24 protein-coding genes are annotated in these 24,308 nt (G+C 36.1%); 7 read left to right on the forward strand and 17 right to left on the reverse strand.

Going from position 1 to position 24,308, the window contains the following annotated elements; genetic code table 11:
* The first annotated feature begins 70 nt into the window (after window positions 1-70).
* Window positions 71-865, forward strand: coding sequence for a murein L,D-transpeptidase catalytic domain family protein (locus tag RTX21_RS10725; protein ID WP_312767557.1), 795 nt, complete (start codon window positions 71-73; stop codon window positions 863-865).
* Between the two features lie 85 nt (window positions 866-950).
* Here the strand turns inward: RTX21_RS10725 and RTX21_RS10730 are convergent, their stop codons facing one another.
* The 4 genes from RTX21_RS10730 to RTX21_RS10745 form a co-directional block, all read right to left on the reverse strand.
* Window positions 951-1,640, reverse strand: coding sequence for a response regulator transcription factor (locus RTX21_RS10730; protein WP_089870393.1), 690 nt, complete (start codon window positions 1,638-1,640; stop codon window positions 951-953).
* A 105-nt stretch (window positions 1,641-1,745) separates the two neighbouring features.
* Window positions 1,746-1,910 carry a four helix bundle protein gene (locus RTX21_RS10735; RefSeq protein WP_312767565.1) on the reverse strand — a complete coding sequence of 55 codons (165 nt, stop codon included), beginning with the start codon at window positions 1,908-1,910 and terminating at the stop codon, window positions 1,746-1,748.
* Window positions 1,897-2,031, reverse strand: a complete 135-nt coding sequence (locus RTX21_RS10740) for a four helix bundle protein (protein WP_312767736.1) — start codon at window positions 2,029-2,031, stop codon at window positions 1,897-1,899. The genes RTX21_RS10735 and RTX21_RS10740 overlap by 14 nt, the downstream gene beginning before the upstream one ends.
* A gap of 56 nt (window positions 2,032-2,087) precedes the next feature.
* Complete coding sequence (locus RTX21_RS10745; protein ID WP_312767567.1) at window positions 2,088-3,629, reverse strand: HAMP domain-containing sensor histidine kinase; 1,542 nt, start codon at window positions 3,627-3,629, stop codon at window positions 2,088-2,090.
* 187 nt (window positions 3,630-3,816) lie between these two features.
* Between RTX21_RS10745 and RTX21_RS10750 the strand changes: the two genes are divergently transcribed.
* Window positions 3,817-4,314: an SRPBCC domain-containing protein gene (locus RTX21_RS10750; protein WP_312767569.1), complete on the forward strand. Its 498-nt coding sequence runs from the start codon at window positions 3,817-3,819 to the stop codon at window positions 4,312-4,314.
* An 82-nt stretch (window positions 4,315-4,396) separates the two neighbouring features.
* Here RTX21_RS10750 and RTX21_RS10755 read toward each other — a convergent pair whose 3' ends face one another.
* The 3 genes from RTX21_RS10755 to RTX21_RS10765 form a co-directional block, all read right to left on the reverse strand.
* Window positions 4,397-4,741 carry a hypothetical protein gene (locus RTX21_RS10755; protein WP_312767570.1) on the reverse strand — a complete coding sequence of 115 codons (345 nt, stop codon included), beginning with the start codon at window positions 4,739-4,741 and terminating at the stop codon, window positions 4,397-4,399.
* A gap of 125 nt (window positions 4,742-4,866) precedes the next feature.
* A complete protein-coding gene (locus tag RTX21_RS10760; protein WP_312767572.1) occupies window positions 4,867-6,723 on the reverse strand; it encodes a glycoside hydrolase family 13 protein in 1,857 nt (618 codons plus the stop codon).
* Window positions 6,724-6,744: 21 nt separating this feature from the next.
* Window positions 6,745-8,742, reverse strand: coding sequence for an alpha/beta hydrolase-fold protein (locus tag RTX21_RS10765; RefSeq protein WP_312767573.1), 1,998 nt, complete (start codon window positions 8,740-8,742; stop codon window positions 6,745-6,747).
* 143 nt (window positions 8,743-8,885) lie between these two features.
* On the opposite strand from RTX21_RS10765, the gene RTX21_RS10770 reads away from it, so the two are divergent.
* Complete coding sequence (locus RTX21_RS10770; RefSeq protein ID WP_312767575.1) at window positions 8,886-9,713, forward strand: LytTR family DNA-binding domain-containing protein; 828 nt, start codon at window positions 8,886-8,888, stop codon at window positions 9,711-9,713.
* On the opposite strand, the gene RTX21_RS10775 is transcribed toward RTX21_RS10770, so the two are convergent.
* The 4 genes from RTX21_RS10775 to RTX21_RS10790 form a co-directional block, all read right to left on the reverse strand.
* A complete protein-coding gene (locus RTX21_RS10775) occupies window positions 9,696-11,732 on the reverse strand; it encodes a S9 family peptidase (RefSeq protein WP_312767578.1) in 2,037 nt (678 codons plus the stop codon). The two genes, RTX21_RS10770 and RTX21_RS10775, sit on opposite strands and share 18 nt — an antisense overlap.
* 104 nt (window positions 11,733-11,836) lie before the next feature.
* Window positions 11,837-12,577 carry a uroporphyrinogen-III synthase gene (locus tag RTX21_RS10780; protein ID WP_312767581.1) on the reverse strand — a complete coding sequence of 247 codons (741 nt, stop codon included), beginning with the start codon at window positions 12,575-12,577 and terminating at the stop codon, window positions 11,837-11,839.
* Window positions 12,578-12,597: 20 nt separating this feature from the next.
* Window positions 12,598-13,239 (reverse strand): DUF4271 domain-containing protein, encoded by a 642-nt coding sequence (locus tag RTX21_RS10785; protein ID WP_312767584.1) that lies wholly within the window; start codon window positions 13,237-13,239, stop codon window positions 12,598-12,600.
* An 83-nt stretch (window positions 13,240-13,322) separates the two neighbouring features.
* The gene (locus tag RTX21_RS10790; RefSeq protein WP_312767586.1) at window positions 13,323-13,640 is read right to left on the reverse strand and encodes an IS1 family transposase; all 318 of its coding nucleotides are present in this window, start codon (window positions 13,638-13,640) and stop codon (window positions 13,323-13,325) included.
* Between the two features lie 350 nt (window positions 13,641-13,990).
* Here RTX21_RS10790 and RTX21_RS10795 point away from each other — a divergent pair, with 350 nt between their 5' ends.
* The 4 genes from RTX21_RS10795 to RTX21_RS10810 all read left to right on the forward strand — a co-directional run bounded on the left by RTX21_RS10795 (window position 13,991) and on the right by RTX21_RS10810 (window position 17,397).
* A complete protein-coding gene (locus tag RTX21_RS10795) occupies window positions 13,991-14,656 on the forward strand; it encodes a carbonic anhydrase (RefSeq protein ID WP_312767588.1) in 666 nt (221 codons plus the stop codon).
* Between the two features lie 18 nt (window positions 14,657-14,674).
* On the forward strand, window positions 14,675-14,974 hold the full coding sequence (locus RTX21_RS10800) for a hypothetical protein (RefSeq protein ID WP_312767590.1): 300 nt from the start codon (window positions 14,675-14,677) through the stop codon (window positions 14,972-14,974).
* 135 nt (window positions 14,975-15,109) lie between these two features.
* Window positions 15,110-16,705 carry a SulP family inorganic anion transporter gene (locus RTX21_RS10805; protein ID WP_312767591.1) on the forward strand — a complete coding sequence of 532 codons (1,596 nt, stop codon included), beginning with the start codon at window positions 15,110-15,112 and terminating at the stop codon, window positions 16,703-16,705.
* A gap of 56 nt (window positions 16,706-16,761) precedes the next feature.
* Window positions 16,762-17,397 (forward strand): carbonic anhydrase family protein, encoded by a 636-nt coding sequence (locus RTX21_RS10810; RefSeq protein ID WP_312767592.1) that lies wholly within the window; start codon window positions 16,762-16,764, stop codon window positions 17,395-17,397.
* A gap of 445 nt (window positions 17,398-17,842) precedes the next feature.
* Here the strand turns inward: RTX21_RS10810 and pth are convergent, their stop codons facing one another.
* From pth to mfd, 6 genes are all read right to left on the reverse strand, one after another.
* Complete coding sequence (pth, locus tag RTX21_RS10815) at window positions 17,843-18,406, reverse strand: aminoacyl-tRNA hydrolase (protein ID WP_312767593.1); 564 nt, start codon at window positions 18,404-18,406, stop codon at window positions 17,843-17,845.
* Window positions 18,407-18,415: 9 nt separating this feature from the next.
* Entirely contained in the window at window positions 18,416-19,291 is an 876-nt protein-coding gene (locus RTX21_RS10820) for a hypothetical protein (protein ID WP_312767596.1), read from the reverse strand.
* Between the two features lie 58 nt (window positions 19,292-19,349).
* Window positions 19,350-20,225, reverse strand: coding sequence for a hypothetical protein (locus RTX21_RS10825; RefSeq protein ID WP_312767599.1), 876 nt, complete (start codon window positions 20,223-20,225; stop codon window positions 19,350-19,352).
* A gap of 133 nt (window positions 20,226-20,358) precedes the next feature.
* Complete coding sequence (locus RTX21_RS10830) at window positions 20,359-20,658, reverse strand: type II toxin-antitoxin system RelE/ParE family toxin (protein WP_312767601.1); 300 nt, start codon at window positions 20,656-20,658, stop codon at window positions 20,359-20,361.
* Window positions 20,642-20,884 (reverse strand): hypothetical protein, encoded by a 243-nt coding sequence (locus tag RTX21_RS10835; protein ID WP_312767602.1) that lies wholly within the window; start codon window positions 20,882-20,884, stop codon window positions 20,642-20,644. Before RTX21_RS10835 ends, RTX21_RS10830 begins: the two co-directional genes overlap by 17 nt.
* Window positions 20,885-20,917: 33 nt before the next feature.
* Window positions 20,918-24,265: a transcription-repair coupling factor gene (gene mfd / locus RTX21_RS10840; RefSeq protein ID WP_312767603.1), complete on the reverse strand. Its 3,348-nt coding sequence runs from the start codon at window positions 24,263-24,265 to the stop codon at window positions 20,918-20,920.
* Window positions 24,266-24,308: the final 43 nt, after the last annotated feature.

A 24,308-nucleotide genomic window follows, 5' to 3' on the forward strand; every position in this document is an offset into this window, starting at 1 on the left:
ATTGTAACAATCTGAAAATGATTTATATATAATTTTGCACCACTAAAACAAAAACTTAATATTATAATTAATGAAGAAATTTCCATTATTGTTATGCTTAGTTTATATGATCACGACGTCTTTTTATCCTGCGAGTTCTGAGAATTTTTCTCACCCAACAGTAAGCGTCAAAGAAATTAAACTAAGCCCAAAAAAGAATTTCTCACCACAAAATCCAGCAGAAGAGATCTATAAAGAACTTCAGTTTACGGATGAAAAATTGAATTTTGAGGTCTTTGAAAAAGCCTTTTTAGGATTCCAAAATTTGAAAAAATCCAGAAAACTAGTGCCGTCAGCCAAGTTGCTTTCGATTTGTGATTTTAGTTTATCTTCTAACAGAAAACGCCTTTGGGTGATTGATTTGGATGAGAAAAAAGTGCTGTTCAACACATTGGTCGCACACGGAAAAGGAACGGGTGAAGAATTCGCAACCAATTTTTCCAACACAGAAGATTCGCATCAGTCGAGCCTTGGTTTCTATATCACAGAACAGGCTTATAACGGCGACAATGGCTATTCTATGAGACTATTCGGAATGGATAAAGGTTATAACGACGCAGCGTTGGAAAGATGCATTGTGATGCACGGAGCCAATTATGTTAGCGAGGATTTTATCAGATCGGAGAAAAGATTAGGAAGAAGCTGGGGTTGTCCTGCGGTTTCCAGAGAAATGGCACAACCAATCATTGATACGATAAAAAATCAAACTTGTCTGTTTATCTATTATCCTGATCAAAATTATCTCGCTAGTTCTGAATGGCTGAAAAATGCTGAAAAAACGGATCCAATCCTTGGTTCTCCAAAGCAGAATATGGCAACGAATTAAATCTTTGTATTTTGTAAAATGTACAATGTAAAAAGTATAAAACCCTTTCAGAATTCTGAAAGGGTTTTCTTTATTTGAAATTGGATTAAGGATTTTTTACCAACAAACGGAAACCTTCTCCGTGAACATTGATGATTTCCAAACCTTCGTCATCTTTCAGAAGTTTTCTCAGTTTTGCGATGTAAACGTCCATACTTCTCGCTGTGAAATAATTCTCTTTTTTCCAGATTTTTCTTAATGCCAAATCTCTCGGCATAAAGTCGTTTCTGTGGATGCAAAGCAATTTCAAAAGTTCGTTTTCTTTTGGAGAAAGCTTGTATTCGTTCTCGCCTACCCTTAGTTGTCTCAACATAGAATCGAAGAAGATATTACTGATTTTGAACTGCTCCTGGTCTTCATTTTCCAAAACAGCGCTTCTTTGTAAAATCGCCTTGATTTTGTAAAGAAGTAACTCAGTATCAAATGGCTTTGTGATATAATCATCCGCTCCTAATTGATAACCTTTTAAAATGTCTTCACGCATATTTCTAGCAGTCAAGAAAATGATTGGCGTGTTTTTATCAATTTTCTTTACATCTTCTGCTAAAGAAAATCCGTCTTTTTTCGGCATCATTACATCGAAAATGCAGATATCGAATTCTTTTTCTGTAAACTCTTTCAGTCCTATTTCTCCGTCGGTTGCCAATGTCACCTCGAAGTTGTTGATTGTCAAATAATCCTTAAGAACTGCGCCAAAACTCTGGTCGTCTTCTACTAATAATATTCTGTTGCTCATATCTTTGTAATTAATAATTAAAAATGAAGAATTAATATTTCTTCGTGTCGTTAATATTTTGTTTAGTGGTTTTTAAAATAGTTGTTAATAATTTAATAATTTCCTCTACATCTTTTCTAATGATTTGAATTCTACTTCATTTATAAATTCTGTTTTATGTAATAATTTTATCCAATAATATGCTTCAAAAGCTTCTCTGTAAGAGATTTGCAGTTTCACAACAAACTCTTTTTTGCTAAAAGAGGCATTACTTCTTCTATATATTTGCACCAATCGATGTTGCTGACCTTAATAATTGTTTTGATAAAACAAACTCCTTTCTTTCTGAAGTTAATAATTTAAAAAGATTAATAATCCTTACAGAAAAATCGAAGGACTTATCACGAATCACATTTCTCTTTATCTCAGTATTTTCCAAAATCTTAATTATTAATTTTTCATTATTAATTAAACTATCGGAAGTTTTATGGTGAATGTGCTTCCTTTTCCTTTGTGAGAATCTACGTGGATTTGACCTTTATGATTTTCGATAATCTTTTTCACGTAAGACAATCCAAGTCCTTGCCCTTTTACATTATGGATATTCCCGGTTTCTTCCCGGAAGAATTTTTCAAAGATTTTATTTTTATTGGTCGATTCCATTCCCATTCCCTTGTCGGAAATTTCGATGACATACCAGTTTCCTTCATTTCTTGTGCTAACTTTTATTTCAGGTGTTTCAGGAGAATATTTGTTGGCGTTATCAAGAAGATTGATCAAAGCATTCGAAATATGAAACTCATCGATTAAGAAATTATATTTCGTAGCATTAAAATCTGTAATTAACGTTCCTTGTCTCTGGTCAACAATCAATCGGAAAGATTCGGCAACACTTTTTATAAGTTCTCGAACGTTGGTTTCTTTCAAATGAAGAGGCATTTCGTTTCGTTCCAGTTTGGACATATTCAGAACCGTTTCTACCTGCTTTTTCATCCTCAGGTTTTCCTGTTTTATCAATCCAGAATAGTATTTGACTTTATCAGGGTCAGTTGCAATTTTATCATTGGCTAAAGAATCCGTTGCAACAGAAATCGTTGCCAAAGGCGTCTTGAACTCGTGAGACATATTATTGATGAAATCGGTCTTGATCTCCGCAATTTTTTTCTGTCTCATCATATAGTTGATAGAGATAATATAAATCCCTAATATAGTCAATAACGAAATGAAAGTTCCCAACAGCATTGGTAAATTATGCTTTACCAAAGAATAATCTTTCCTCGGAAAAACCAATGCCAGAGTATAAAGCGTTCGGTCTTTGCTGTCCGTAAAAAGCGGATAGGTATAATTCGTTTTATCTTTTTGGTCTAGGTAGATATTGTTCGCAACCGTTGTCAGGTCATTTTTTTTATTGATAACACCAAATCCAAATTTTGTATCAATCCCTTTCAATCTCAACTCTTTGGTAATGACAGAATCAATGGTCTTACTGTCAACACGTTTTTCTATCGGAAGATTAGTAGCACTCAAACGTGCAAATTCTTTCATCTGATAAGAATTGTTGTCAAGGTCTCGGCTGATGTTGGTTGTCAGCGGCTCAGGATTGTTTCTTTTCAGTTTCAACTGTCCTTCGTCCTTATAAAGCTTCGTCGTGTATAAAGTATCACCTTTTGCTGAAACCGGAATGTTTTGTTTTTCAACGATACTTGTCTGAAAAAGGATATTTGAACGATTGGCAGAGTCAGAACTTTGCTGGATATAAGTCTTTGTGGGTTGATTTTTAGATGCTAAAACTTCTTTTCCGACATTGTTATAAGTCTCATTCCAATATTTGTTGACCTCGATTTGATTTACTTTTTGAGTAGAGGTTTCTAAAGCCGAATAGACTTTATTAGAGAAATCCTGTTCAAGAGAAGTGTATAATTCTTTAATCCAATATAACTGCAATGAAACAAAAACAATTAACGAGATCGTCATAAATACAGATATAATAGGAATAAACTTATTGTTCATATGTTCTTTTAAGTTTGAAAAGTTAAAATTACTCTTTTTAAGAATACCTCAACAATAATAACGTGTTGTAATTATTAAATATTTCTTAAAATCGAAAGATTTAACATATTATTGTGAATATCAAATATGTTGCCATAAGAAAGTTTGGTGTGATTTTTATAATTAAATTTATAAAAAGCAAAAAGTTATGAACTCAGAAATTGTTTTTAATAAGGACTCAGAGACCGGAGTTTATGTGATGAAGGTTTACCAAGCTGATGTTTCCACGTTATGGGATTACTTCACAAAGTCCGAGTTGATTGACCAATGGTGGGCGCCAAAACCGTGGACATGTGAAACGGAAAAAATGGATTTTCGTGAAAATGGTATTTGGTTATATGCAATGAAAGGTCCGAATGGAGAAAAAGAATTTGCCTTAGCGAGTTACGGCGAAATAATGCCTCACAGAAGTATTTCCTGGACAGATGCTTTCGCAGATGAAAAGGGTAAAATCAAGACAGATTTACCACAAACGGCTTGGTTAATTGGCTTTACAGGAATTGATGAGGGAACAAGAATGACTTTCAATCTGCATTTCAATTCTAAAGAAGAGATGAATCAGCTCATAGAAATGGGTTTTGAAGAAGGTTTCAAAATGGGATTGAATCAGTTGGAGGATATTTTAGAAGAAAAATATTCTAAATAATTTTCTCGCAGATTAAGCGAATTTTTGCAGATAATAACTTCAAAGAAATCTGTGTCATCTGCAAATCTGCGAGAAGTAAATCTTAATCCAAATCAATCTCTTCATCTATAAAATATTGGATAATAGCTTTTTTCATTAATAGCGATTGTTCATTGGGTTTCAATTCCGGAAGGTCGTCCAATTTTTCAAATTGTGGCCAGCCATCTTCATAATGCGTGAATTTGTAATAACCAAAAGGCTCAAGTAACCTGCAAACAGCAATGTGAACCAAATTGACCTTGTCATCTTTGGTGAATTTCTGTTGTCCACTTCCCAACTCCTGGACACCAATAATGAATAGGAGAGTTTCAATTGGCGGATTTTTCTCCGTTTGAAAGTTAACTTCAAAAAAGTGTTCTATTTTTTTCCAGATTTCGGATTCTGTCATTTTTTATTTCCTTAAAAATTTTGTCCAGAGTTTTCTTCTTAACTTTGGCATTAAAACCAAAACTCTGGCTAAAATTTTAAACCAGAGCTTTAGTAAATTTGTTGCGAATTTACAAAAAATGAATTTTAATTCCGGACTTCCAAAATCATTGCTGTTTTTGCCGGAATATCTATTGTGTTCTGAAAGCTAAAATCTTTTCCGGATATAATATCATTAGCATTGAAGTGATTAGGAATCATTTCTTTATATCGACTAAGGTCAAACGTTACTTTATTAGTGTTTTTATTGAGTAAAATCATCACTTTTTGATTGTCAGTATAGCGGAAGTAAACATAAACATCATTATTGGTAGGCGCATAATGTTTGAATTTTCCATTAGCAATCGCATCACTCGTTTTTCTCCAGTTTAGTAAAGTAGAAAAGTACTTCTTGGCCTCCTTTTCTTCATCAGTTAATCCTGCTTCTGTTACAGCATTTTTGGAATCGCCTTTCCAACCGCCGTAAAAATCGCTTCTTCTTTGTCCGTCGCTACCGGCTTTGTTATTGGTCATCAGAACTTCTGTCCCATAGAAAAATTGTGGTGTTCCGCGCATCGTCATATACATCGCAATTCCAAGTTTCCAGTTCTCTAAGTTTTTATTGAGCCGTGAGTAGAATCTGTCCAAATCGTGATTGTCAGGAAAAATCAATTGATTCCCGGGATGCGGAAAAAGAAAATCATTGGCCACACTTTCATAGACTTTTCGCCACGTGGAAAACCAACCACTTTTCTCATTGAGTGCAGTAATAATATTGTCATTCAATGAAAAATCCATCATCATCGGCATATAACTTTTGTAACCATCGCTGTTTTCTTTGTCGATTTGCCAATAGGAAGTCTGGGCGATATTTCTTGTCATTTCTTCGGCAACGATGTTCATTTTCGGATATTCTTCGAGAATGGTTTTGGTCCAATCAGCCAGAAATTTTTTGTCAGAATAAGAATAGGTGTCAACACGCAATCCGGAAAGCCCGGCATACTCAATCCACCAAATGATATTCTGAGTCAGATATTTTGCCAGTAAAGGATTTTTCTGGTTAAGGTCTGCCATATGACCATCAAACCAGCCGTTGAGATATTCTTCTTTATCAATTTCGGTGGCGTAGAGGTCTGTGATGGTGGTTTTTAAGTGATTTGTTCTTACTCGGTTTTCTGAATCCGGATAATTGATCCAACTTTTCTCTGGCAAGTCTTTGACGAAATAATACTCTGAACCACAATGATTAAGCACAACATCCCAAATCAAACCAATGTCTCTTTTCCTGGCTTCTGTTGATAATTTTTTTAAATCTTCATTAGTTCCAAATCTCGGGTCAATCTTGTAAAAATCTGTCGCTGCATAACCGTGATAAGAATAGGTTGGCTCATCATTTTCAATCAAAGGCGTGTTCCAGATCTGAGTATAACCCAAAGATTTGATATAATCCAAATGATTGATGATTCCCTGGATATCACCGCCGTGTCTTGCGTCTTCATTATTCCTGTCAAGTTTTTGTTCCAGCGTTGTTTTTACGATGTCATTCTTTTCATCACCATTTGAGAATCTGTCCGGAAAAATCAGAAGAATCGCATCTTTTGACCCGTAACTTTCTCTATTAGCGCTGTTAGTTTCCCGAGCAAGAATTGGAAAATCTTGGGTCAGAACAACTTTTTTATTCTTTGAAAATTTGATTTTTACGGTTCCGGCTTTTGCTTCAGGATTGATTTGCAAGGTCAGAAACAGATAGCTTTTATTCTCCACTGTTTTGTTTTCGGTAATGGTAACGCCAGGATAAGAAATTGTCGGTTTTAAATCCGAAATGTTTTTTCCATAAATCAACAACGTGACTGAGTTATATTTCATTCCGACCCACCAATTGGCAGGCTCTATGCGCTCAATTTTCTGAGAAAGCACTAAGTTAAAACTGATGAAAAGTAAAAGGATTGCAAATGATTTTTTCATTTTATAAATAAATTGAGATTGTTATTTTTTCAGAAGAAATTCCAATGGGATTGAGAATCTTTTGCTCCAGGAATTTTCGCTGTGGTCAGCTGATTCAAATTTTCTGGTTGTCCAGTTATTTTTGTTGAAACCTTTTTCCTTCATTATCAAATCGACTTTGTTCTGATGTTTTTCATAGCGACTGTCCAATCCTTCCGTTCCAAGATCGAAATAGATTTTGTGCGTTTTCGGGTTTGGAAGTTTTTGCCTGAGATAATTTTCAAACGCAATTGGAATTTCGTCATTAGAAAGATCTGTGATTCCAATCCAATGGGTGGAAAGACATGTTGCGCTGCCGAAAACTTCCGGATATTCACAAATTGCATACATCGATATCAGTCCGCCCATACTGGAACCGGCGATGTAAGTATTGTTTCGGTTTTTCAATGTTGGATAATTGTTATCGATGAAAGGCTTAACCTCTTCTACAATGAATTTCAAATAGTTATCTGACTGAACTTTCCCTTGGAAATATTTTTCAAGCGTTTGATTTTGCAATTCTTTAGATAAACTTTCAAAAGCCTTTTGCGGAAAATACTCAGAATGCCGGATTGCGCCGGTATTCCATAACCCGACAACGATGCAGTCTTTCAGTTTAATTTTTTTGCTGAGTTCAGTATAATTTTCGTCTACTTTCCATTCGGAATTATTCCAATTGATTGTTTGGTCAAAAAGCATTTGCCCGTCGTGCATATAGAGAACTGCGTATTTTTTATTGGGATTGAAGTTGTCCGGCAACCAAATATCTACATTTCTGGGAGCAACATATTTCGAAGGAAATTGATTGATTCTGATGATTTTGCCAGAACTCACATCAGGAATCGAAGTCTGAATTACATCTTTGTATCGGTCTTTGATATCGACATATTTCTTGATGACAGTCTTGTATTCATCAAGATTTTTAGGCTTTCTCCAGTCCGGGTCCGGAAAATTGTTTTCAATGTAAGTCCAGTCTTTTCCTGTGAAAAAGTCGTCATCGTAAGTGCAACCTGTCAAATCTTTGAAAGGTTTTAGGAAAATATAACCATCAAAAAAATCTTCCATTTTAAAACCGGAATGACAGAAACTGAAAAAACTATTGTCCGAAAGTTTTCCAACAGGTGTATTGATCAAATCAAAGCCAATTTGTGGATAATCAAGCTTTTGAAGTGCATTTTCCAATTCGCCGTTCGCAGGTGAAACATATGCCGGATTGTATTGCGTTTTGGAAAACATCGGCGTATGAAACATAATATTGAAAATCTTATCTGGCATTAATTTGTATAGACGATTTCCAACCATTCCTTCATCATAATCACAGAAATCATCGTTGTTCACTTTCAGGATTGGCATTTTGTATTTAGTGAAAACGTGAACGTGTCCCATATAGATCAAAGCTTTTTCATCTTTATTGATGATTTCCTTTTTGATGATTTCCGTTCGGAATTGGTCAGGCGTTCCCAGATTGAAAACGGCTTTCATATTTTCAGGCGCTCTTGCGCCACTTTTGAAATTTTCCCAACGGTATTGATAACTCAGATTGACAATTCGGAATTTTCTAGCATCAGGTTCTAAGGTTTTATTGAATTCCCAAACCGCTTTGTAGATGTCAAAATATTCTTTGTAAGCCCAGCCGACATTATAATAATAGAACATATCTTTTGCTTTTCTTTCATCGAATATTTCTGCATTCAGTAATTCATCCAACTCTTTTTGCTTTTCAAAAGCCCCGAATTCCATACAGAGATTGTAAACACCAGCTTTGTATAATTCCGGAATAATACTTTTTACGAAATCAAGATTTTCTTTCACAGCATGGTCTTCACCTAAAAGTACAATAGGATAATTTTTGAACTTGGAAACGATATAATCTTTTGGGCTTTTTGGATGTTGTTTCAGGTATTCTACAGCTTCAAGAGTGGCTTTATTTTCCTGGCCGAATCCTAAAATCGAAAAGTGAAATGCCAAAAATAAAAGTGAAAAAGAAATTGGAAGTTTCATTTTTTAGATTGAATTTTGAACAAAACTATTTCTACTTTTCCTTTATTACAAGGCTTTTGGACAAACGACAGGTTATTCTGTACAAAAAACAATTGTGGAAATTAATTTCAGATAAATAATTAAATTTGAGCAACCTTAAAAATATGAACCCATCGTTTTCTGAACATTTCAAATCCAGGTTTTGGATGAAACACGTTTTCTACTGGATAGCGTTTGTCCTGTTTTTTGGATTGGTTTGGGGTATTTCTGATGACAATTATTTGCGGAATATTCTGATTCAGATTTGCTGTCTTCCTTCGCGGATGTTGTTGGTTTATGTCACGCTTTTTTATCTGTTCCCCAAGTTTTTCAATCAGAAAAAATATTTCAGCTTCTTTATTTCGTATTGCGTTTTGGTTGCTCTAACAAGTGTTTTTATCCAGCGACCGCTATTTCTTTATTTCATTCAACCGAATTTTCTTCCGGAATTTAAGAATAACGGATTTTTCATCCTGTCAGAAATTATGAATACGGCTCTGGACATCAATATCGCGGCGATGATTCCGATAGCTTATACTTATTTGACGACGATTGAAAATCTCGAAAAAAACAATTCGAAGTTGAATGAAGAGAATAAATTGTTAAAAGAGGACACTGTAATTCAGGACAATAATGATGATTCTTACATCAATCTGAAAGTCGATAAAAGTGTAAGGAAAATCAAAATCAATGATATTATTTTTGTGGAAAGCCTCAGAAATTACTGCCGAATAAAACTGACCGATTCGGAAATCACGGTTCTTAAAACATTGACATCGGTTCAGGAACTATTGCCCGAATCCAAATTTGTAAGAATTCATCGCTCATTTCTGATTAATAAAAGTCATATTATCTCTGTTTCTCCCAGCAAGATTGAAATCAATAATTTGACGATTCCTGTTGGGAGAAAATATAAAGATGAGGTGAAAGAGAAGTTACTGGTCGATTTTTAGCAAAAACGCATATTCCAAAGCGATTTCTTTCAAGCTTTCGAATCTTCCACTTGCTCCACCGTGACCGGAACTCATATCGGTTTTGAAAATCAGGATATTGTTGTCTGTTTTCAAATCTCTCAGCTTCGCAGTCCATTTTGCTGGTTCCCAATATTGTACCTGGGAATCGTGGAATCCTGTCGTAATCAAAATATTAGGGTAATCTTTAGCTTCGATGTTGTCGTAAGGCGAATAGGATTTCATATAATCATAATATTCCTTCTCGTTAGGATTTCCCCATTCGTCATATTCCCCAGTTGTCAAAGGAATGGTTTCGTCCAGCATTGTCGTCACAACATCCACAAAAGGGACCTGAGCGACAATCCCGTTGAATAATTCCGGATTGTAATTGATTACTGCTCCCATCAGAAGTCCGCCAGCACTTCCTCCCATTGCATAAAGATGTTTTGGCGACGTGTAATTTTCTGAAATCAAATATTTGGCAGCATCGATGAAATCGAAAAAAGTATTCTTTTTCTGAAGCATTTTCCCGTCTTCATACCATTCGCGACCAAGATATTCGCCACCTCTGATGTGAGCAATAGCATAAATAAATCCTCTGTCCAAAAGAGATAATCTTACGCTGGAAAAACTCGCATCAACTGTGTGACCATAACTTCCGTAACCGTAAAGTAACAATGGCGTATCTGCTGATTTTTTAGTGTCTTTATGGTAAACCAAAGAAATCGCAATTTCTTTTCCGTCTCTTGCAGTTGCCCAGATTCTTTCCGAAATATAATTTTCTGAAAAGAATTTACCGCCCAACACTTCCTGCTGTTTCAGAAGAATGGTAGTTTTATCTTTCATATTATATTCGAAAGTAGAAGCTGGTTTGGTTAATGACGTGTAACCAAAACGCAAAATATCGGTGTCAAACTCTAGATTGATTCCGATGTAAGCAGTGTAAGTTGGGTCGGAGAAAGGTAAATAATAGGAGCCATAATTTTGATTATCAATAATGTTAATTTGTAAAAGACCTTTTTCACGTTCTTCGATGACAAAATAATTCTTGAAAATCTCAAAACCTTCCAACAAAACATTTTCCCTGTGCGGAATAAAATCTTGCCAATATTCCATTGACGGTTCATTGACCTTAGTTTTCACGATTTTGAAATTCGTAGCATCATCGGCATTGGTAATGATATAGAAATCATCTCCGTAATGCTCCACAGAATATTCCAGATCCTCTGTTCTTGGCTGCACAATTGTCCATTCTGCAAAAACATTATTCGCGGGAATAAATCTCATCTCATCTTCGTTAGTCGATGATGCAGCAATGAAAATGTATTCTAAAGATTTGGTTTTAAATACACTAACATCAAAAGTTTCATCTTCCTCGTGGAAAATCAAAACATCTTCTTTAGGGTCTGTTCCTAACTTATGACGATAGATTTGAAAAGCTCTCAGACTTTCATCTTTTCTGATGTAGAAAACGTGCTCGTTGTCATTTGCCCAAACTGCTTTTCCGGTTGCATTTTCGATGACATCAGGATAAAGTTCGCCAGTTTTAAGATTCTTGAAATAGATCTTATAAATTCTCCTGCCAACATTATCTGTGGAATAAGCCATTATATCATTGTTCACACTCACAGACATGCTTCCGGTCTCGAAAAATGCTTCGTCTTCCGCCAGGATATTGACATCTAACAAAATTTCTTCATCGTTCTCCAAAGATTGAAATTTCCTTGAGAAAATCGGATACTCTTTCCCTGCTTCATAACGAACGATGTACCAATAGCCATTGAAGAAATAAGGCAAAGATTCGTCATCTTTTTTGTATCGTGATTTCATTTCCTCGTACAAATCGTTCTGAAGGTCTTCTGTATCCTTCATTATAAAATCTGTGTAAGCATTTTCTTCCTCCAGATATTGTATAACTTCCGGATTTTCGCGTTCGTTCATCCAGAAATAAGGGTCATTTCTTTTATCGTTATGGATTTCGAGAAGTTTATCTGTTTTTTTAGCTTGTGGAGCGTTCATTTTATTTGAAAGTATTAGCCTGAAAATATTTTCAGATTTAAACAAATTTAAACAAAAAACCATCTTCTCGGAAAGAAGACGGCTTTGATTTATGTGTTCAATAATTATTTATTGATGCTTTTGATGTATTTTTCTATCGCCATTGTCATAGAAGGCGTTTCTTTGGTTGGTGCCATGACGTTGACAGTCAATCCGGCTTCTTCTGCAGCTGCCTGGGTCGTTGTTCCGAAAACAGCGATTTGGGTTTCTCCTTGTTTAAAATCAGGAAAATTGATTCCCAAAGATTTGATTCCCTGATGGCTGAAGAATACCAACATATCGTAATCTTTGATATTGATATCTGTTAGATCACTTGGAACAGTTTTGTACATTATTGCTTTTGTCCAATCTACATTGGCCGCATCCAAAACTTTAGGAATTTCTGGTCCCAGAACATCAGAAGAAGGTAAAAGGTATTTTTCAGAAGGATATTTTTTAAACAATGCAGCTAGATCTGAAAAATTTTTCTCACCAAAGCTGATCTTTCTTTTTCTGTAAACGATATGTTTCTGAAGATAATTCGCAATCGCTTCTGACTGACAGATGTATCTCATGGAATCCGGAACACTGAATCTCATTTCCTCAGCAAGACGAAAATAATGATCAATTGCGTTCTTACTCGTAAAAATAACGCCTGTGTATTGTGTCAGGTCTATTTTCTGAGTTCTGAGTTCTTTCGCATCCACACCCTCTACATGAATAAATGGACGAAAATCGATTTTGATTTTCTCTTTTTTTGCGATCTCCAAATATGGAGACGATTCATTCGGAGCGGGCTGTGAAACTAAAATAGATTTGATTTTCATCTTATAACGTGTATGTTACATTAATAAAATAAGAACTTCCAAAGTACCAGTACCGGTACTATTTGAAGCGTGCAAATATACAAAAATTTATAATACCAGTTTTCCGGCAAAATGGATTGCTTGTGGAATAAGTATATTAAGTTTTTCAAAATAAAAGAAAAAATAACCAGACCAATGATGAAATAGAAATATCTCACTAAGTCAACCGGAAAGTAGTAAAGCGCAAATGATGCCAAAATAAAAGCGATTGACTCCAAAAAATAGAATTTGCTGGAGACCAACGTAAGACCTTTCAGGTTTTTACCACTTCCAATGCTAGAGTAGAAAAAGAAAGTCAGAATGTTTCTTACAATGTCAAAACTCAGCAATGTCAGAAACGTGAATCCGAATTTATTAATTTGAAAATCAAACAATTGAATATCAGATAAAAACTTTGGAACAATAGGGACAAATTGTGATAGCAAAAGAGCCGTCATCACACATTTCACAATAGAAATAATGACCCAGGAAGGTGTAAGGTTGTTAGAATCTTCGACTTTTTGCAGCAAAAAGTCCTTGATATTGGCGTCTCTCTGGAAAACAGACAAAAGGATAATGTATATAAAGGTACTCCCAAGAATACAATATATCACCCAATCATTATGTTCCGCGATTCTGACCAACTTCAAAAATTTTTGCAAAAATAAGAATTAGATGCGAGCTATTTGATATTTCATATCAATTTTAAATTATCTAATGGCTTTTATTATATCCAAAAATATATTTTCAGAATAACTAGTGTGATTCTCATACTTTTACTGAAACAGATCGTTCTTCTCCCAAATCTTCTGAGGTGGGTTCTGATGCTGAGATTTTTTCTTTCTATTCCATTGGTCCCGTATTTTTTGGTAATATGAATTTTTTTTGGAATCAGATATTGATAGTTCCCTAGTTTATCTGTATAGATATTGTTTGCTCTGGCATTTAGTAATGTTTTTACCACGACATTTAGGGTCTTGTTGTTCCTTCTGCCGATATAGAAAGCTACGACAAGGTTGTCTTGTCCATCGCATAGGTCAGCCACATTGGATTGCTTTTCTTTCTGATGAAGAATCGCATTTCATCTACTTCATATGTTTTGCCAAATGACAGAGCAGGAAACCGAATGTCTTCTGCAATAGTCTGAATCCTGTTAAGTACTGTAGCAGCAGATATGCCCGATATCCTTGCTATTGAGCGGATACCGAGACCTTCCTTTCGGATCGGGGTTATATTTAATTTATAAATTTTAAGCTTACAATATTAAAAGTATGTTAAATATTCTTTTTTTAAGGTTTAAACTACTATTTTTGTATAATTATTGATTTAGTCTATTGATTTTGAAAATGATGTTAAAGAAATTAATAATTGCATAGGTCAAGATAATTTATCGTTATGGCACATTCATACAAGGCTATTTTCGAAAACAACAAAAAGTGGGTGGAATCAAAAATTTCGGAAAACCCGGAATATTTTCACGAGCTTGCTAAAACTCAGCACCCGGAATATCTCTATATCGGATGTTCCGACAGTCGTGCAACGGCAGAGGAGCTGATGGGGCTGGGACCCGGCGAAGTATTTGTGCACAGGAACATTGCCAACGTTGTAAACACTTTGGACATGAGTTCTACAGCTGTTATACAATATGCGGTGGAACACTTGAAAGTAAAGCACATTATTGTCTGCGGACATTATAATTGCGGAGGTGTAAAAGCCGCTATGACCTCTCAGGATCTTGGGCTCCTGAATCCGTGGCTTAGAAATATCCGCGATGTATACAGGTTGCATCAGGCAGAATTGGATTCTGTCCGGGATGAGTCCAAAAGATACGACCGCCTTGTTGAGCTGAATGTTCAGGAACAATGCATCAATGTGATCAAGATGGCGTGTGTACAGGAACGTTATATATTAGAAGAATTTCCTGTTGTTCACGGATGGGTCTTCGACCTCAGAACAGGGAAAATAATCGATCTTGAGATTGATTTTGAAAAAATATTGAAGGACATCCAGAAGATCTATAATCTTACGGATTCTGATTGGGTGATGAGCAGAAAAAAATAAAGCCGTCACAAAAATTATATGAAGTATTTGAGTATCATAACATTAATGGTTTTTCTAAACTTTACAGCTCTTCCGGGAATTGCTGCAGTTTTTGGTTGGGAATTGCCGAGGACCAATGTTGTGATCAGCGAGGAAGAACATTCTCATTCCAATAATACGATTGTCATCTACGAAAAAACAATTCCTAAAACGATGGACATCCACGATTTCCTAAAGTTTTATGAAGCAGACACTCATAATAAAATTGCTGTGAGCTGGGAATCTACACTGTATTTCCCTCCATCTCTCAGCATATTCTCTCCACCTCCGGAAGCTTAATACCATGATCGTTTTTTGATAAACGCTATTCTTCTGTGCTGTTCTTGAATGTTCAGCAACCAAATTCGTATTAAGTTAATCAACATTTTTAAAGAGTAATTGATATCCATTATCAATGACTTCTGCTATTTTATTATGCAAAAATCAAAATCTTTGTTTGGAGGAATCAAAGAAAATTTCCCATCCGGATTAGTGGTATTCCTCGTAGCTTTGCCCCTATGCCTTGGAATTGCTTTGGCATCAGGAGCTCCCCCATTATCCGGAATCATAGCCGGTATCGTAGGAGGTATCGTGGTCGGATCTATTAGCAACTCAAATATATCTGTTTCTGGACCCGCAGCCGGTCTTACAGCTATCGTTTTGGTTGCCATAACCGACATTGGTGCTTTTGAATTATTCCTTTGTGCCGGTATAGTCGCAGGGATCATTCAGTTGATATTGGGATTCATCCGGGCAGGAAGTATTTCCAATTATTTCCCAAACAATGTGATAGAGGGAATGCTGGCCGGGATTGGTATTATAATAATCTTAAAACAGGTATCCCATGCTGTTGGATTCGATAAAGATTATGAAGGGCATGAATCTCTTTTCGATAATGGATTCAATATGAACTTTTTTACCGAATTATTGGGAGCCATCCATCCTGGAGCGATCATTGTAACCTTGATATCTATGGGGATATTATTGGCTTGGGACCATGTCCCAAACCTTAAAAGGCTAAAATTATTACCTGGTGCCTTAGTTGCGGTAATAGCAGGGATTTTGATCAATGAATTTTTCAAGTTTACAGGAAGTTCTTTAGCTATTTCTTCACAACATCTGGTAACGCTTCCCACTCCTACGACATTGGATGAGTTTAAAAACTTAGTGACATTCCCGGATTTTACAGGTTTTACCAATCCGAAGGTGTGGATCACTGGAGCAACCATTGCAATTGTTGCATCCATAGAGACTTTACTTTGTATAGAAGCGTCTGACAGATTAGACGTGAGAAGAAGGATTACCGATACCAATCTGGAACTGAAAGCACAGGGAATAGGAAATCTTATAAGCTCATTTATCGGTGGATTGCCAATGACATCCGTAGTCGTGAGAAGCTCGGCCAACGCCAATGCTGGTGCAACGTCAAAAGTATCGGCCATTATCCATGGTGTTTTGTTGCTGATATGTGTACTGACGATCCCTGTTATATTGAATTTGATTCCGTTGGCAACACTAGCTGCAGTTTTGATCTTGGTAGGATATAAATTAGCGAAGCCTGCAACTTTCAAACACTTTTGGCACAACGGAAAATACCAGTTCATCCCTTTTGTAGCAACTGTTGTTGCTGTTGTAGCGACCGATCTATTGAAAGGTGTCGGAATCGGATTATTGATCTCCATTGTCTATATTTTACAGGGAAATATGAAACGGGCTTATTACCTCAGCAGAGAAACATTGAACGATGCTGACGAGATCACGATAAAATTGGCTGAGGAAGTTTCTTTTCTGAATAAAGCAGCAATTAAGAAAACTTTAAAAAATGTCAAGTCGGGATCGAAAGTAATTATAGACGCAAAAACGACTTCTTATATAACAACAGATGTACTGGAGATGATCCAGGATTTTGCCAACGTAAGGGCAAAGGAAGAAGACATCGATGTCGAATTAGTAGGATTCAAAACTTCGTATAGGGACTATGCGAGCGATCAGGATTCTCATGTGGTGGTGACACATAAAAGAGCCATGTAAATTATCAGTTTTAATTATTAACAATTAAAAACACACACATTTAAATTTAAAAAAATATGAAAGCACATACATCCGAAACACAAGCAACCATTACACCAGAGAAAGCATTAGAGATATTGAAAGAAGGAAACCAGAGGTTCGTAAGCAATCTGAAGGCAAATAGAGACCTTTTGGAGCAAGTCAACGCAACACGTGCTGGACAATGGCCATTTGCAGTAATATTAAGCTGTATCGACAGCCGTACTTCTGCTGAACTGATCTTTGACCAAGGTCTTGGTGACATCTTCAGCGTAAGGATTGCTGGAAACTTTGTGAATCAGGATATTCTTGGCTCTATGGAGTTTGGTTGCAACGTAGCAGGCTCCAAATTAGTTGTCGTTTTGGGGCACTCCAAATGTGGTGCATTGAAAGGTGGTCTAGACGCAGCAGCGATTGAAGGATTGGGAATGGACAACTTGAATCATTTGATCGGACATTTTGAACCGATCATCAAAAATATCATCAAAGATGGCGAAGAGCGTTCTTCTAAAAACGAAGACCTTCTGGAAAGGCTGAACCATCACAATGTAAAGCACGCCATAGAAGACATTCGTAAACAAAGCTCCACTTTGAAAAGACTGGAAGACGAAGGTCAGATTAAAATCGTTGGCGCAAATTACGACGTTGAGACAGGCGTTGTAAATTGGTTATAGGAAAACATTTTTTCTTCATACAATTAGGGTGGTAGGCCGGGTAATTTATTATCCGGCTTACTTATTTTTATTATCTGACCAACTATTAGGCATTGATAAAACCTCTTTGAAAATATTAAATATATTAAAAGTATATTTTTCCCATTCCATAGGGGTCGGGATGTCGTCAAAGAGTCTTCGGACTCACGCACGGAGTCTTCGGAATGCATCATGAACATTTAGGAATCTTTCAAGAGATCTTCGGAAGGTGACAACTAATCATCGGAAGCCATCAGGCAGTTATCGAAAAGAAATAGGAAGCCAACGGAAAGTGTTTAGGATTTACCAAAATAAAAAAGGAATGGAATTATCTAAAGCAAAAGAAATTTTAGGGATACCTGATGGATCAAAATACTTCAATGGATAGTCTTCTGTCAAGATCTTGGAGAACAGATTTTAATTAATATTACTTTCCGTTAAATCCGGTCATTGTATTCTGGACACCGGCAAAAACAAAAGACAACGCTGCTTGAGAGAACTTTTCTATTCTTTCCGGCAACTTTGCATTCTCTTCTTCATTCCATTTCCCAAGAACATAATCCGCCTGTTTTCCTTCGGAGAAATCGGCAGAAATCCCAAATCTTAATCTTGTATAATTTGGGGTATTCAATTGTGCCTGGATACTTTTCAATCCATTATGACCTGCATCAGAACCCTTCATTTTCATCCTTAATGAGCCAAAGGGCAAAGCTAGGTCGTCGGTTATGATCAAAATGTTTTCTAACGGAATGTTTTCTTTCTGCATCCAGAATTTGACCGCATTTCCGGAAAGGTTCACATAAGTGTCTGGTTTTAAAACAAAGACCTTTCGGCCTTTATATTTCCCTTCGGCCAAAAGTCCGAAGTTGGAAGATCTGAAAGGAGCTTCTATCTTTTCAGCGATTTTCTCGGCAACCTTGAAACCGATATTATGTCGGGTTTCCGCATATTCTTCCCCTTTGTTGCCGATTCCGACAATTAGATATTTCATTTGGAAAAATTATTTTACATATTCAAAAGCAACAGTTCCATACGCAGAAGTTCCAATCGTTGGATAGGCATCCGCATCATAGACATAGCTCATATTTGATGTTAGCGATTCTACGTTTGTCGTAATTTTGGACGTTTTATAATTATTGGCTGAGAAACTATAGACAATATTGTTGGTTACGTCAAAATGTGAGCTTACCAATTTGAAAGCTGTTGGTAGATTTCCCAGAGGATTTTTCTTAGTGTCATAACCACTAAAAGATATGTCAAATACAACGGGTGTAATAGTAACAGGACCTGAAATAACTGTTTTCAAGGTATATTTGTAAGCTGAAACATTATTTCCGGAGAATGTATAATCTGTTTGAAGATTATACAGGTCTTCTGTATTGGTATCATCTTTTATTTTTGTAATAATACTTTTGATTTTGTCCGAATTATATGTATAAGTCGTTGATGATACATAAATTACAGCTCCGCCAGAAATAGAATTACCTTCTGACTTTGTCAATTTCCCGCCTGTATAAGTTAAGTTTTGAGTATTTGTAATCTCTTTGCCCATCTCATCTACAGATTTGTAGATAATTTTAGTAATATTATCTCCTGTGTAGGTCAGATTATAGGAAAAAGAATTATCACTAGATGTCACACTGGTCAGCTTAGTTCCAGAATAATTATAGGTAGCCACAATTTTTTCACCATCCATATCTACGGTTGTAACTTTCCTGATGTTTTTAACAGTCGAATTATTTGAACCTCCGGAAGAGCTTCCGTTGGTGTAATCTACACCGTTCAAAAAATCCCCATTTGAGTCCTGACTTGGGTCGCACGAAGATAAGGCAATGATTCCGAAGGCAATTGTAATATAATAAAATATGTTTTTCATTATTTCTTTTTCTGTTTGCAAAGTTAATTTTTTAAAATAATATCAAAGAACTTAATTCCTAATCGAATTTTTCTTGAGAATTCAGAGTTTTAATTTGATTCAACTCATCGGCAAAAACCTTTAATTGTTTTTCACTAAGATTACCGTTTCGTTTATAGATCTCTACTCTTCTTTTGATTTCCGAATCGTAATATGTCTTGAATTCTTCGTTACTTTCCTGCTGATGTGATAAGTCAAAATACTCACACATTTGTGATAGAAATTCATTTAAAGACTCTCTGGTTTTCTCATCCACATTATTTCCGAAAGACGTTACGGAACAATATGCCGGCTTTTTGACGGACTCTGTTTTCTTCATAAAGTCCTTGTATCTGTCATCGATCAGAGATTCGATTTGTTCTTTATTGAAAAGGATATCCTCATTGATATCCTTCAATTCCACAAAATCACCGGAACTATAATTATTATTAAAAATATAGTTCGCATAAACTACAACTTCTCCTTTTCCCAAACCTGGCGAAATCCCATAATGCTCAGAAAGATAAAACAATGCAGGTTCTGAATAATCGATATTATCTTTAAGATTCGCAACAAACAGCTCGATTTTGGTTCCATCCTTGTCTGCGGCGATTCTTTTTTCCAAATCTCGAAAAGACCTGTATTCATACAAAGTATCGGAAGCTTTTTTGAAATACCGGATTGGAGATTCTGCACTGTAAGTCCGGAAACCATTACCCGAAACATACTTTTCGTTGTACAGAAGTCCATCCATTCTATAAATATTTTTCCTGTAAGAATAATAGAATTTAACGGTATTTCTGATAGATTTTTTCCCAGAATTGAACTCAACGGAATAAACCGGAATCGACTTATCTTTAGAATTAAATCTTACCGAAGTTCCACTCAGACTGTCCACTTCACTTAGGAAAATCATTTCTTTGTCATAATGGTACTTTAAGATTTGAGCATTCCAAAAGCAAGTAGATATTGTGAAGATTAATAGAATAAATTTCTTTTCTATTAGATGGAAGGGAAAAACAGTCATTAAAATCTAAATTTCAAAGAAGTTATATGTTTCTATTTTCAGGATTTTGTCTATTGGAAAAGAATGAAATAATCTCAACTCTATCATCTGTAATCCTGTAATATAAAGTGTTGAGTTTCAAAATAATTACTTTTCGTATTTTATATTTATCAGAAAATGGAAAAATAGTAGGGCTGTGAGTGATAATTGATAGGATTCTTTCAATTTCGTTTCCCAAACTCTCAATTTCCTTTTCAGTAAATTCTTGTTCCAAATATTCAACAGTCTGGGCAAGTTCTTCCAGAGCTAAATCAGTCCATAGAATTTCAAAGCCTTTTTCCATAGATTTCCCTTGCTTTCGAATGGGGATTTAACTTTCCTTCGTTCGCCTGAGCTATTCCTTTTTCGATGGACTGTTTTTCGGCATCAGACATTTCATCTGCCCAGTCTTTTTTCCTTTCACGAGAAATCAAATCTGAAATCTTTTCAAGAAAACTCAAATCTTCAATTGTAGATAACCATTGAATTAGCTCCAATTTTTTATTTTGTATCTGTAAATCAGTATTCATTTCTAAAATTTTATTAATCAAATATAATCAATTTTAAGCCAAAATCCGATTCAAAACCAGATTCACCTCATCCACGTTCGTCACATTATCTTTTCGCATCATCAACTGGTTGTTCTTCTCTTTTAACGTGGCTTCTGCAGGGTTTTGTGTGAGATAAGCAATGATTTTTTTGAATTTCTCGCTTTGGTAAAATTTATCCTGAGGATTCGCAGGGAAATAACCCAAGAAAACTTTGTTTTTAACCACCAGCTTATCAAATCCGATTTCAGCAGCCAGCCATTTCAGTTCAACAGATTTCAGAAGATTAACCGCTTCAGCAGGCAAATCTCCAAAACGGTCTTTCAACTCATTTTCAAATTGTTGCAACTCTTTAGCATTCTGAATATCAGCCAATTTCTGATAAAGCGACAGACGTTCTTCCGTAGAACTCACATAATCGTCCGGCAGCATTAATTCCAAATCGGTATCGATATTAACTTCTTTGGTCGATTTGAAAAGTTTATTCCGGTCTTCTTCATTTTCAAAAAGATTTTCAAAATTCTCATCATCTTTCAACTCTTCCAAAGCTTCCTGCATCATTTTTTGATAAGTCTCAAATCCCATTTCGTTGATGAATCCACTCTGTTCACCGCCCAACAAATCACCTGCACCACGGATTTCCAAATCCTTCATCGCAATCTGGAAACCACTTCCCAAATCCGAGAATTGTTCGATTGCTTCCAGACGTTTTCTCGCATCAGAAGTCATCATATCGAACGGTGGCGTTATCAGGTAACAAAATGCTTTGCGGTTGCTTCGCCCCACTCTTCCACGCATCTGGTGCAGATCGGCCATCCCGAATCGCTGTGCATCATTAATGAAAATCGTATTGGCATTCGGAACGTCAACACCTGATTCTATAATGGTTGTGGAAACCAGAACATCATATTTTCCTTCCATAAAATCGAGAATGTTGGTTTCCATTTGTTTTCCGTCCATTTGTCCGTGACCAGTAATGACTCTTGCATCAGGAACCAATCTTTGGATTAATCCTGCAATATCTTTTAGATTTTCGATTCTGTTATTGATGAAATAAACCTGTCCGTCGCGCTGCAATTCGTAGGAAACAGCATCGCGGATAATTTCTTCGTTAAAGCCAACAATGCTTGTATCAACAGGCTGACGGTTTGGCGGTGGTGTTTTAATCACGGATAAATCCCTCGCAGCCATTAATGAAAATTGCAAAGTTCTCGGAATAGGTGTCGCCGTCAAAGTCAGGGTATCCACATCGCTTTTTAGCGTTTTCAATTTGTCTTTGACAGAAACACCAAATTTATGTTCCTCATCAATAATCAATAAACCTAAATCCTTGAACTTGATATCTTTACCAACCAACTGATGCGTCCCGATAACAATGTCGATTTTACCGTTTTTAAGACCTTCTTTGGTTTCCGATTTCTGTTTGGCTGTCCGGAATCGGTTCATATAAGAAATATTAACCGGAAAATCTTTCAAACGCTCTTTGAAACTTCTGTAATGTTGGAAGGCCAGAATCGTTGTCGGAACCAGAATCGCAACCTGTTTTCCGTCAGTCGCCGCTTTGAACGCTGCACGAATCGCCACTTCCGTTTTTCCAAAACCAACGTCACCGCAAATCAACCGGTCCATCACACCTTCCGCTTCCATATCTTGTTTCACGTCCAGCGTTGCTTTTTCCTGGTCTGGCGTATCTTCGTAAAGGAAACTCGCCTCTAATTCATTTTGAAGGTAAGAATCCGGCGAATATTGGAAGCCTTTTGCCGTTTTTCTTTCTGCATAGAGTTTTATCAAATCAAAAGCAATCTGTTTAACTTTCGCTTTTGTTTTTTGTTTTAATGATTTCCAGGCTGGCGAACCGAGTTTACTGAGGACAATTTCTCTTCCATCTGGTCCGTTGTATTTGGAAATTTTATGAAGTGAATGGATACTGACGTACAACAAATCACCATTTTTGTAACTCAACTTAAAACATTCCTGAATTTTCCCATCATTATTGACCTTAACCAAACCCATAAATTTTCCAATGCCGTGGTCGATGTGCGCAATGTAATCGCCGACTTTCAAAGACATTAAATCTTTAAGTGTCAGTTGCTCCGACTTCGCAAATGTGTTCTTGGATTGATATCTTTGATAACGGTCAAAAATCTGATGGTCTGTATAAATCAGAATTTTGTTGTCAGAATCCACAAAACCTTCGTGCAGTTCGGATTTGAAACTTTTGAACGGAATCTCGTGCTCCAGTTCTTCAAAAATCGATTGTAATCTTTCCTTTTGCTTCTCCGACGAAAATGAAATCCAAGTATCAAAACCCTGACCTTGTTTTCCTTCCAAATCCTGAATCAGTAATTCGAAATTTTTATGGAAACTTGGTTGTTGTGTCTGGTTGAGTTCGAGCGTATGAGAGTTCGGGAGTTTGAACGTTTGAGAACTGAAATCTATGGTTTTGAATTTGATTAATTTATTCTGAAATTCAGGCTCGGAGATGAATAATTCATCAGGACTTCTGTGTTTGATATCTTTACTCAGTGTTTCGAATTTCTCTAAAGCTTTTTCATAAAAATCCCTGATTCTTTTGGTGGAAAGATAAAGGTTCTTTGAAACGACAAAACTGTCATCAGGCAATAATTCAAACAAGGAAACCTTGGTTCCGGAAACCGAAAAATTCATATTGGAAACCAACTGAAATTCATCAATCTTGTCCAAAGAAAGCTGCGTTTCGATATCAAAAGTTTTAATACTTTCAACCTCGTTTCCAAAAAATGTGATTCGGAAAGGCTTCTCATTAGAAAAAGAGAAAACATCCACAATCCCGCCTCGGACAGAGAATTCTCCAGGTTCGGAAACAAAATCGGTTTGGTTAAATTGATAATGATTCAGCAGTTCATCCACAAAATCAAAATCCAATTGGTCACCCACTTTTATCTGATGAGAAATCGCTTTGAAATCTTCTTTCTTCAGAACTTTTTCAGATAACGCACCAATGAAAGCGACAATCACTTTTGGTGATTTCCCGGAGTTCAGCTTATTGATAACTTCAGTTCTCAGAACGAGATTGGCGTTCTGAGTTTTCTCGATTTGATAAGGCTCCAGATGCGTGGCAGGAAAATAAAGAATGTTGTCTTTTCCCAGCAAATCTTCCATTTCTGCATTGATGTAAAGCGCATCTTCTTTGTCATCAACCAAATAAAGAATGGTATTGTTCTGAGTCAGGAACAGTTCCGAAGTCAGAATTGAAACCGCAGAACCGGCACTTCCTTTGACCGAAATATGCTGATGTTTTGATATTTGTGAAAAAACCTCGTTCCCGAATTGTTTCTGAAGCAAGTCCGGCAAAAGATTCTGATTGATTTTTTTTAATTCCATTAATATAGGTATAAACGCAAAAAGCGATTCCGAGAAAATTTCG

The organism is Epilithonimonas sp., assembly GCF_032054305.1.
Taxonomy (GTDB): domain Bacteria; phylum Bacteroidota; class Bacteroidia; order Flavobacteriales; family Weeksellaceae; genus Epilithonimonas.

Coding starts and splice junctions, on each gene's coding strand:
- pth (WP_312767593.1), bottom strand. CDS start 18,406: ATGAAATATCTAATTGTCGGAATCGGCAACAAAGGGGAAGAATATGCG.
- RTX21_RS10800 (WP_312767590.1), top strand. CDS start 14,675: ATGAAGTATTTGAGTATCATAACATTAATGGTTTTTCTAAACTTTACA.
- RTX21_RS10830 (WP_312767601.1), bottom strand. CDS start 20,658: ATGGAAAAAGGCTTTGAAATTCTATGGACTGATTTAGCTCTGGAAGAA.
- RTX21_RS10810 (WP_312767592.1), top strand. CDS start 16,762: ATGAAAGCACATACATCCGAAACACAAGCAACCATTACACCAGAGAAA.
- RTX21_RS10765 (WP_312767573.1), bottom strand. CDS start 8,742: ATGAAACTTCCAATTTCTTTTTCACTTTTATTTTTGGCATTTCACTTT.
- RTX21_RS10725 (WP_312767557.1), top strand. CDS start 71: ATGAAGAAATTTCCATTATTGTTATGCTTAGTTTATATGATCACGACG.
- RTX21_RS10730 (WP_089870393.1), bottom strand. CDS start 1,640: ATGAGCAACAGAATATTATTAGTAGAAGACGACCAGAGTTTTGGCGCA.
- RTX21_RS10755 (WP_312767570.1), bottom strand. CDS start 4,741: ATGACAGAATCCGAAATCTGGAAAAAAATAGAACACTTTTTTGAAGTT.
- RTX21_RS10760 (WP_312767572.1), bottom strand. CDS start 6,723: ATGAAAAAATCATTTGCAATCCTTTTACTTTTCATCAGTTTTAACTTA.
- RTX21_RS10750 (WP_312767569.1), top strand. CDS start 3,817: ATGAACTCAGAAATTGTTTTTAATAAGGACTCAGAGACCGGAGTTTAT.
- RTX21_RS10820 (WP_312767596.1), bottom strand. CDS start 19,291: ATGAAAAACATATTTTATTATATTACAATTGCCTTCGGAATCATTGCC.
- RTX21_RS10745 (WP_312767567.1), bottom strand. CDS start 3,629: ATGAACAATAAGTTTATTCCTATTATATCTGTATTTATGACGATCTCG.
- RTX21_RS10835 (WP_312767602.1), bottom strand. CDS start 20,884: ATGAATACTGATTTACAGATACAAAATAAAAAATTGGAGCTAATTCAA.
- RTX21_RS10825 (WP_312767599.1), bottom strand. CDS start 20,225: ATGATTTTCCTAAGTGAAGTGGACAGTCTGAGTGGAACTTCGGTAAGA.
- RTX21_RS10780 (WP_312767581.1), bottom strand. CDS start 12,577: ATGAAAATCAAATCTATTTTAGTTTCACAGCCCGCTCCGAATGAATCG.
- mfd (WP_312767603.1), bottom strand. CDS start 24,265: ATGGAATTAAAAAAAATCAATCAGAATCTTTTGCCGGACTTGCTTCAG.
- RTX21_RS10770 (WP_312767575.1), top strand. CDS start 8,886: ATGAACCCATCGTTTTCTGAACATTTCAAATCCAGGTTTTGGATGAAA.
- RTX21_RS10795 (WP_312767588.1), top strand. CDS start 13,991: ATGGCACATTCATACAAGGCTATTTTCGAAAACAACAAAAAGTGGGTG.
- RTX21_RS10775 (WP_312767578.1), bottom strand. CDS start 11,732: ATGAACGCTCCACAAGCTAAAAAAACAGATAAACTTCTCGAAATCCAT.
- RTX21_RS10805 (WP_312767591.1), top strand. CDS start 15,110: ATGCAAAAATCAAAATCTTTGTTTGGAGGAATCAAAGAAAATTTCCCA.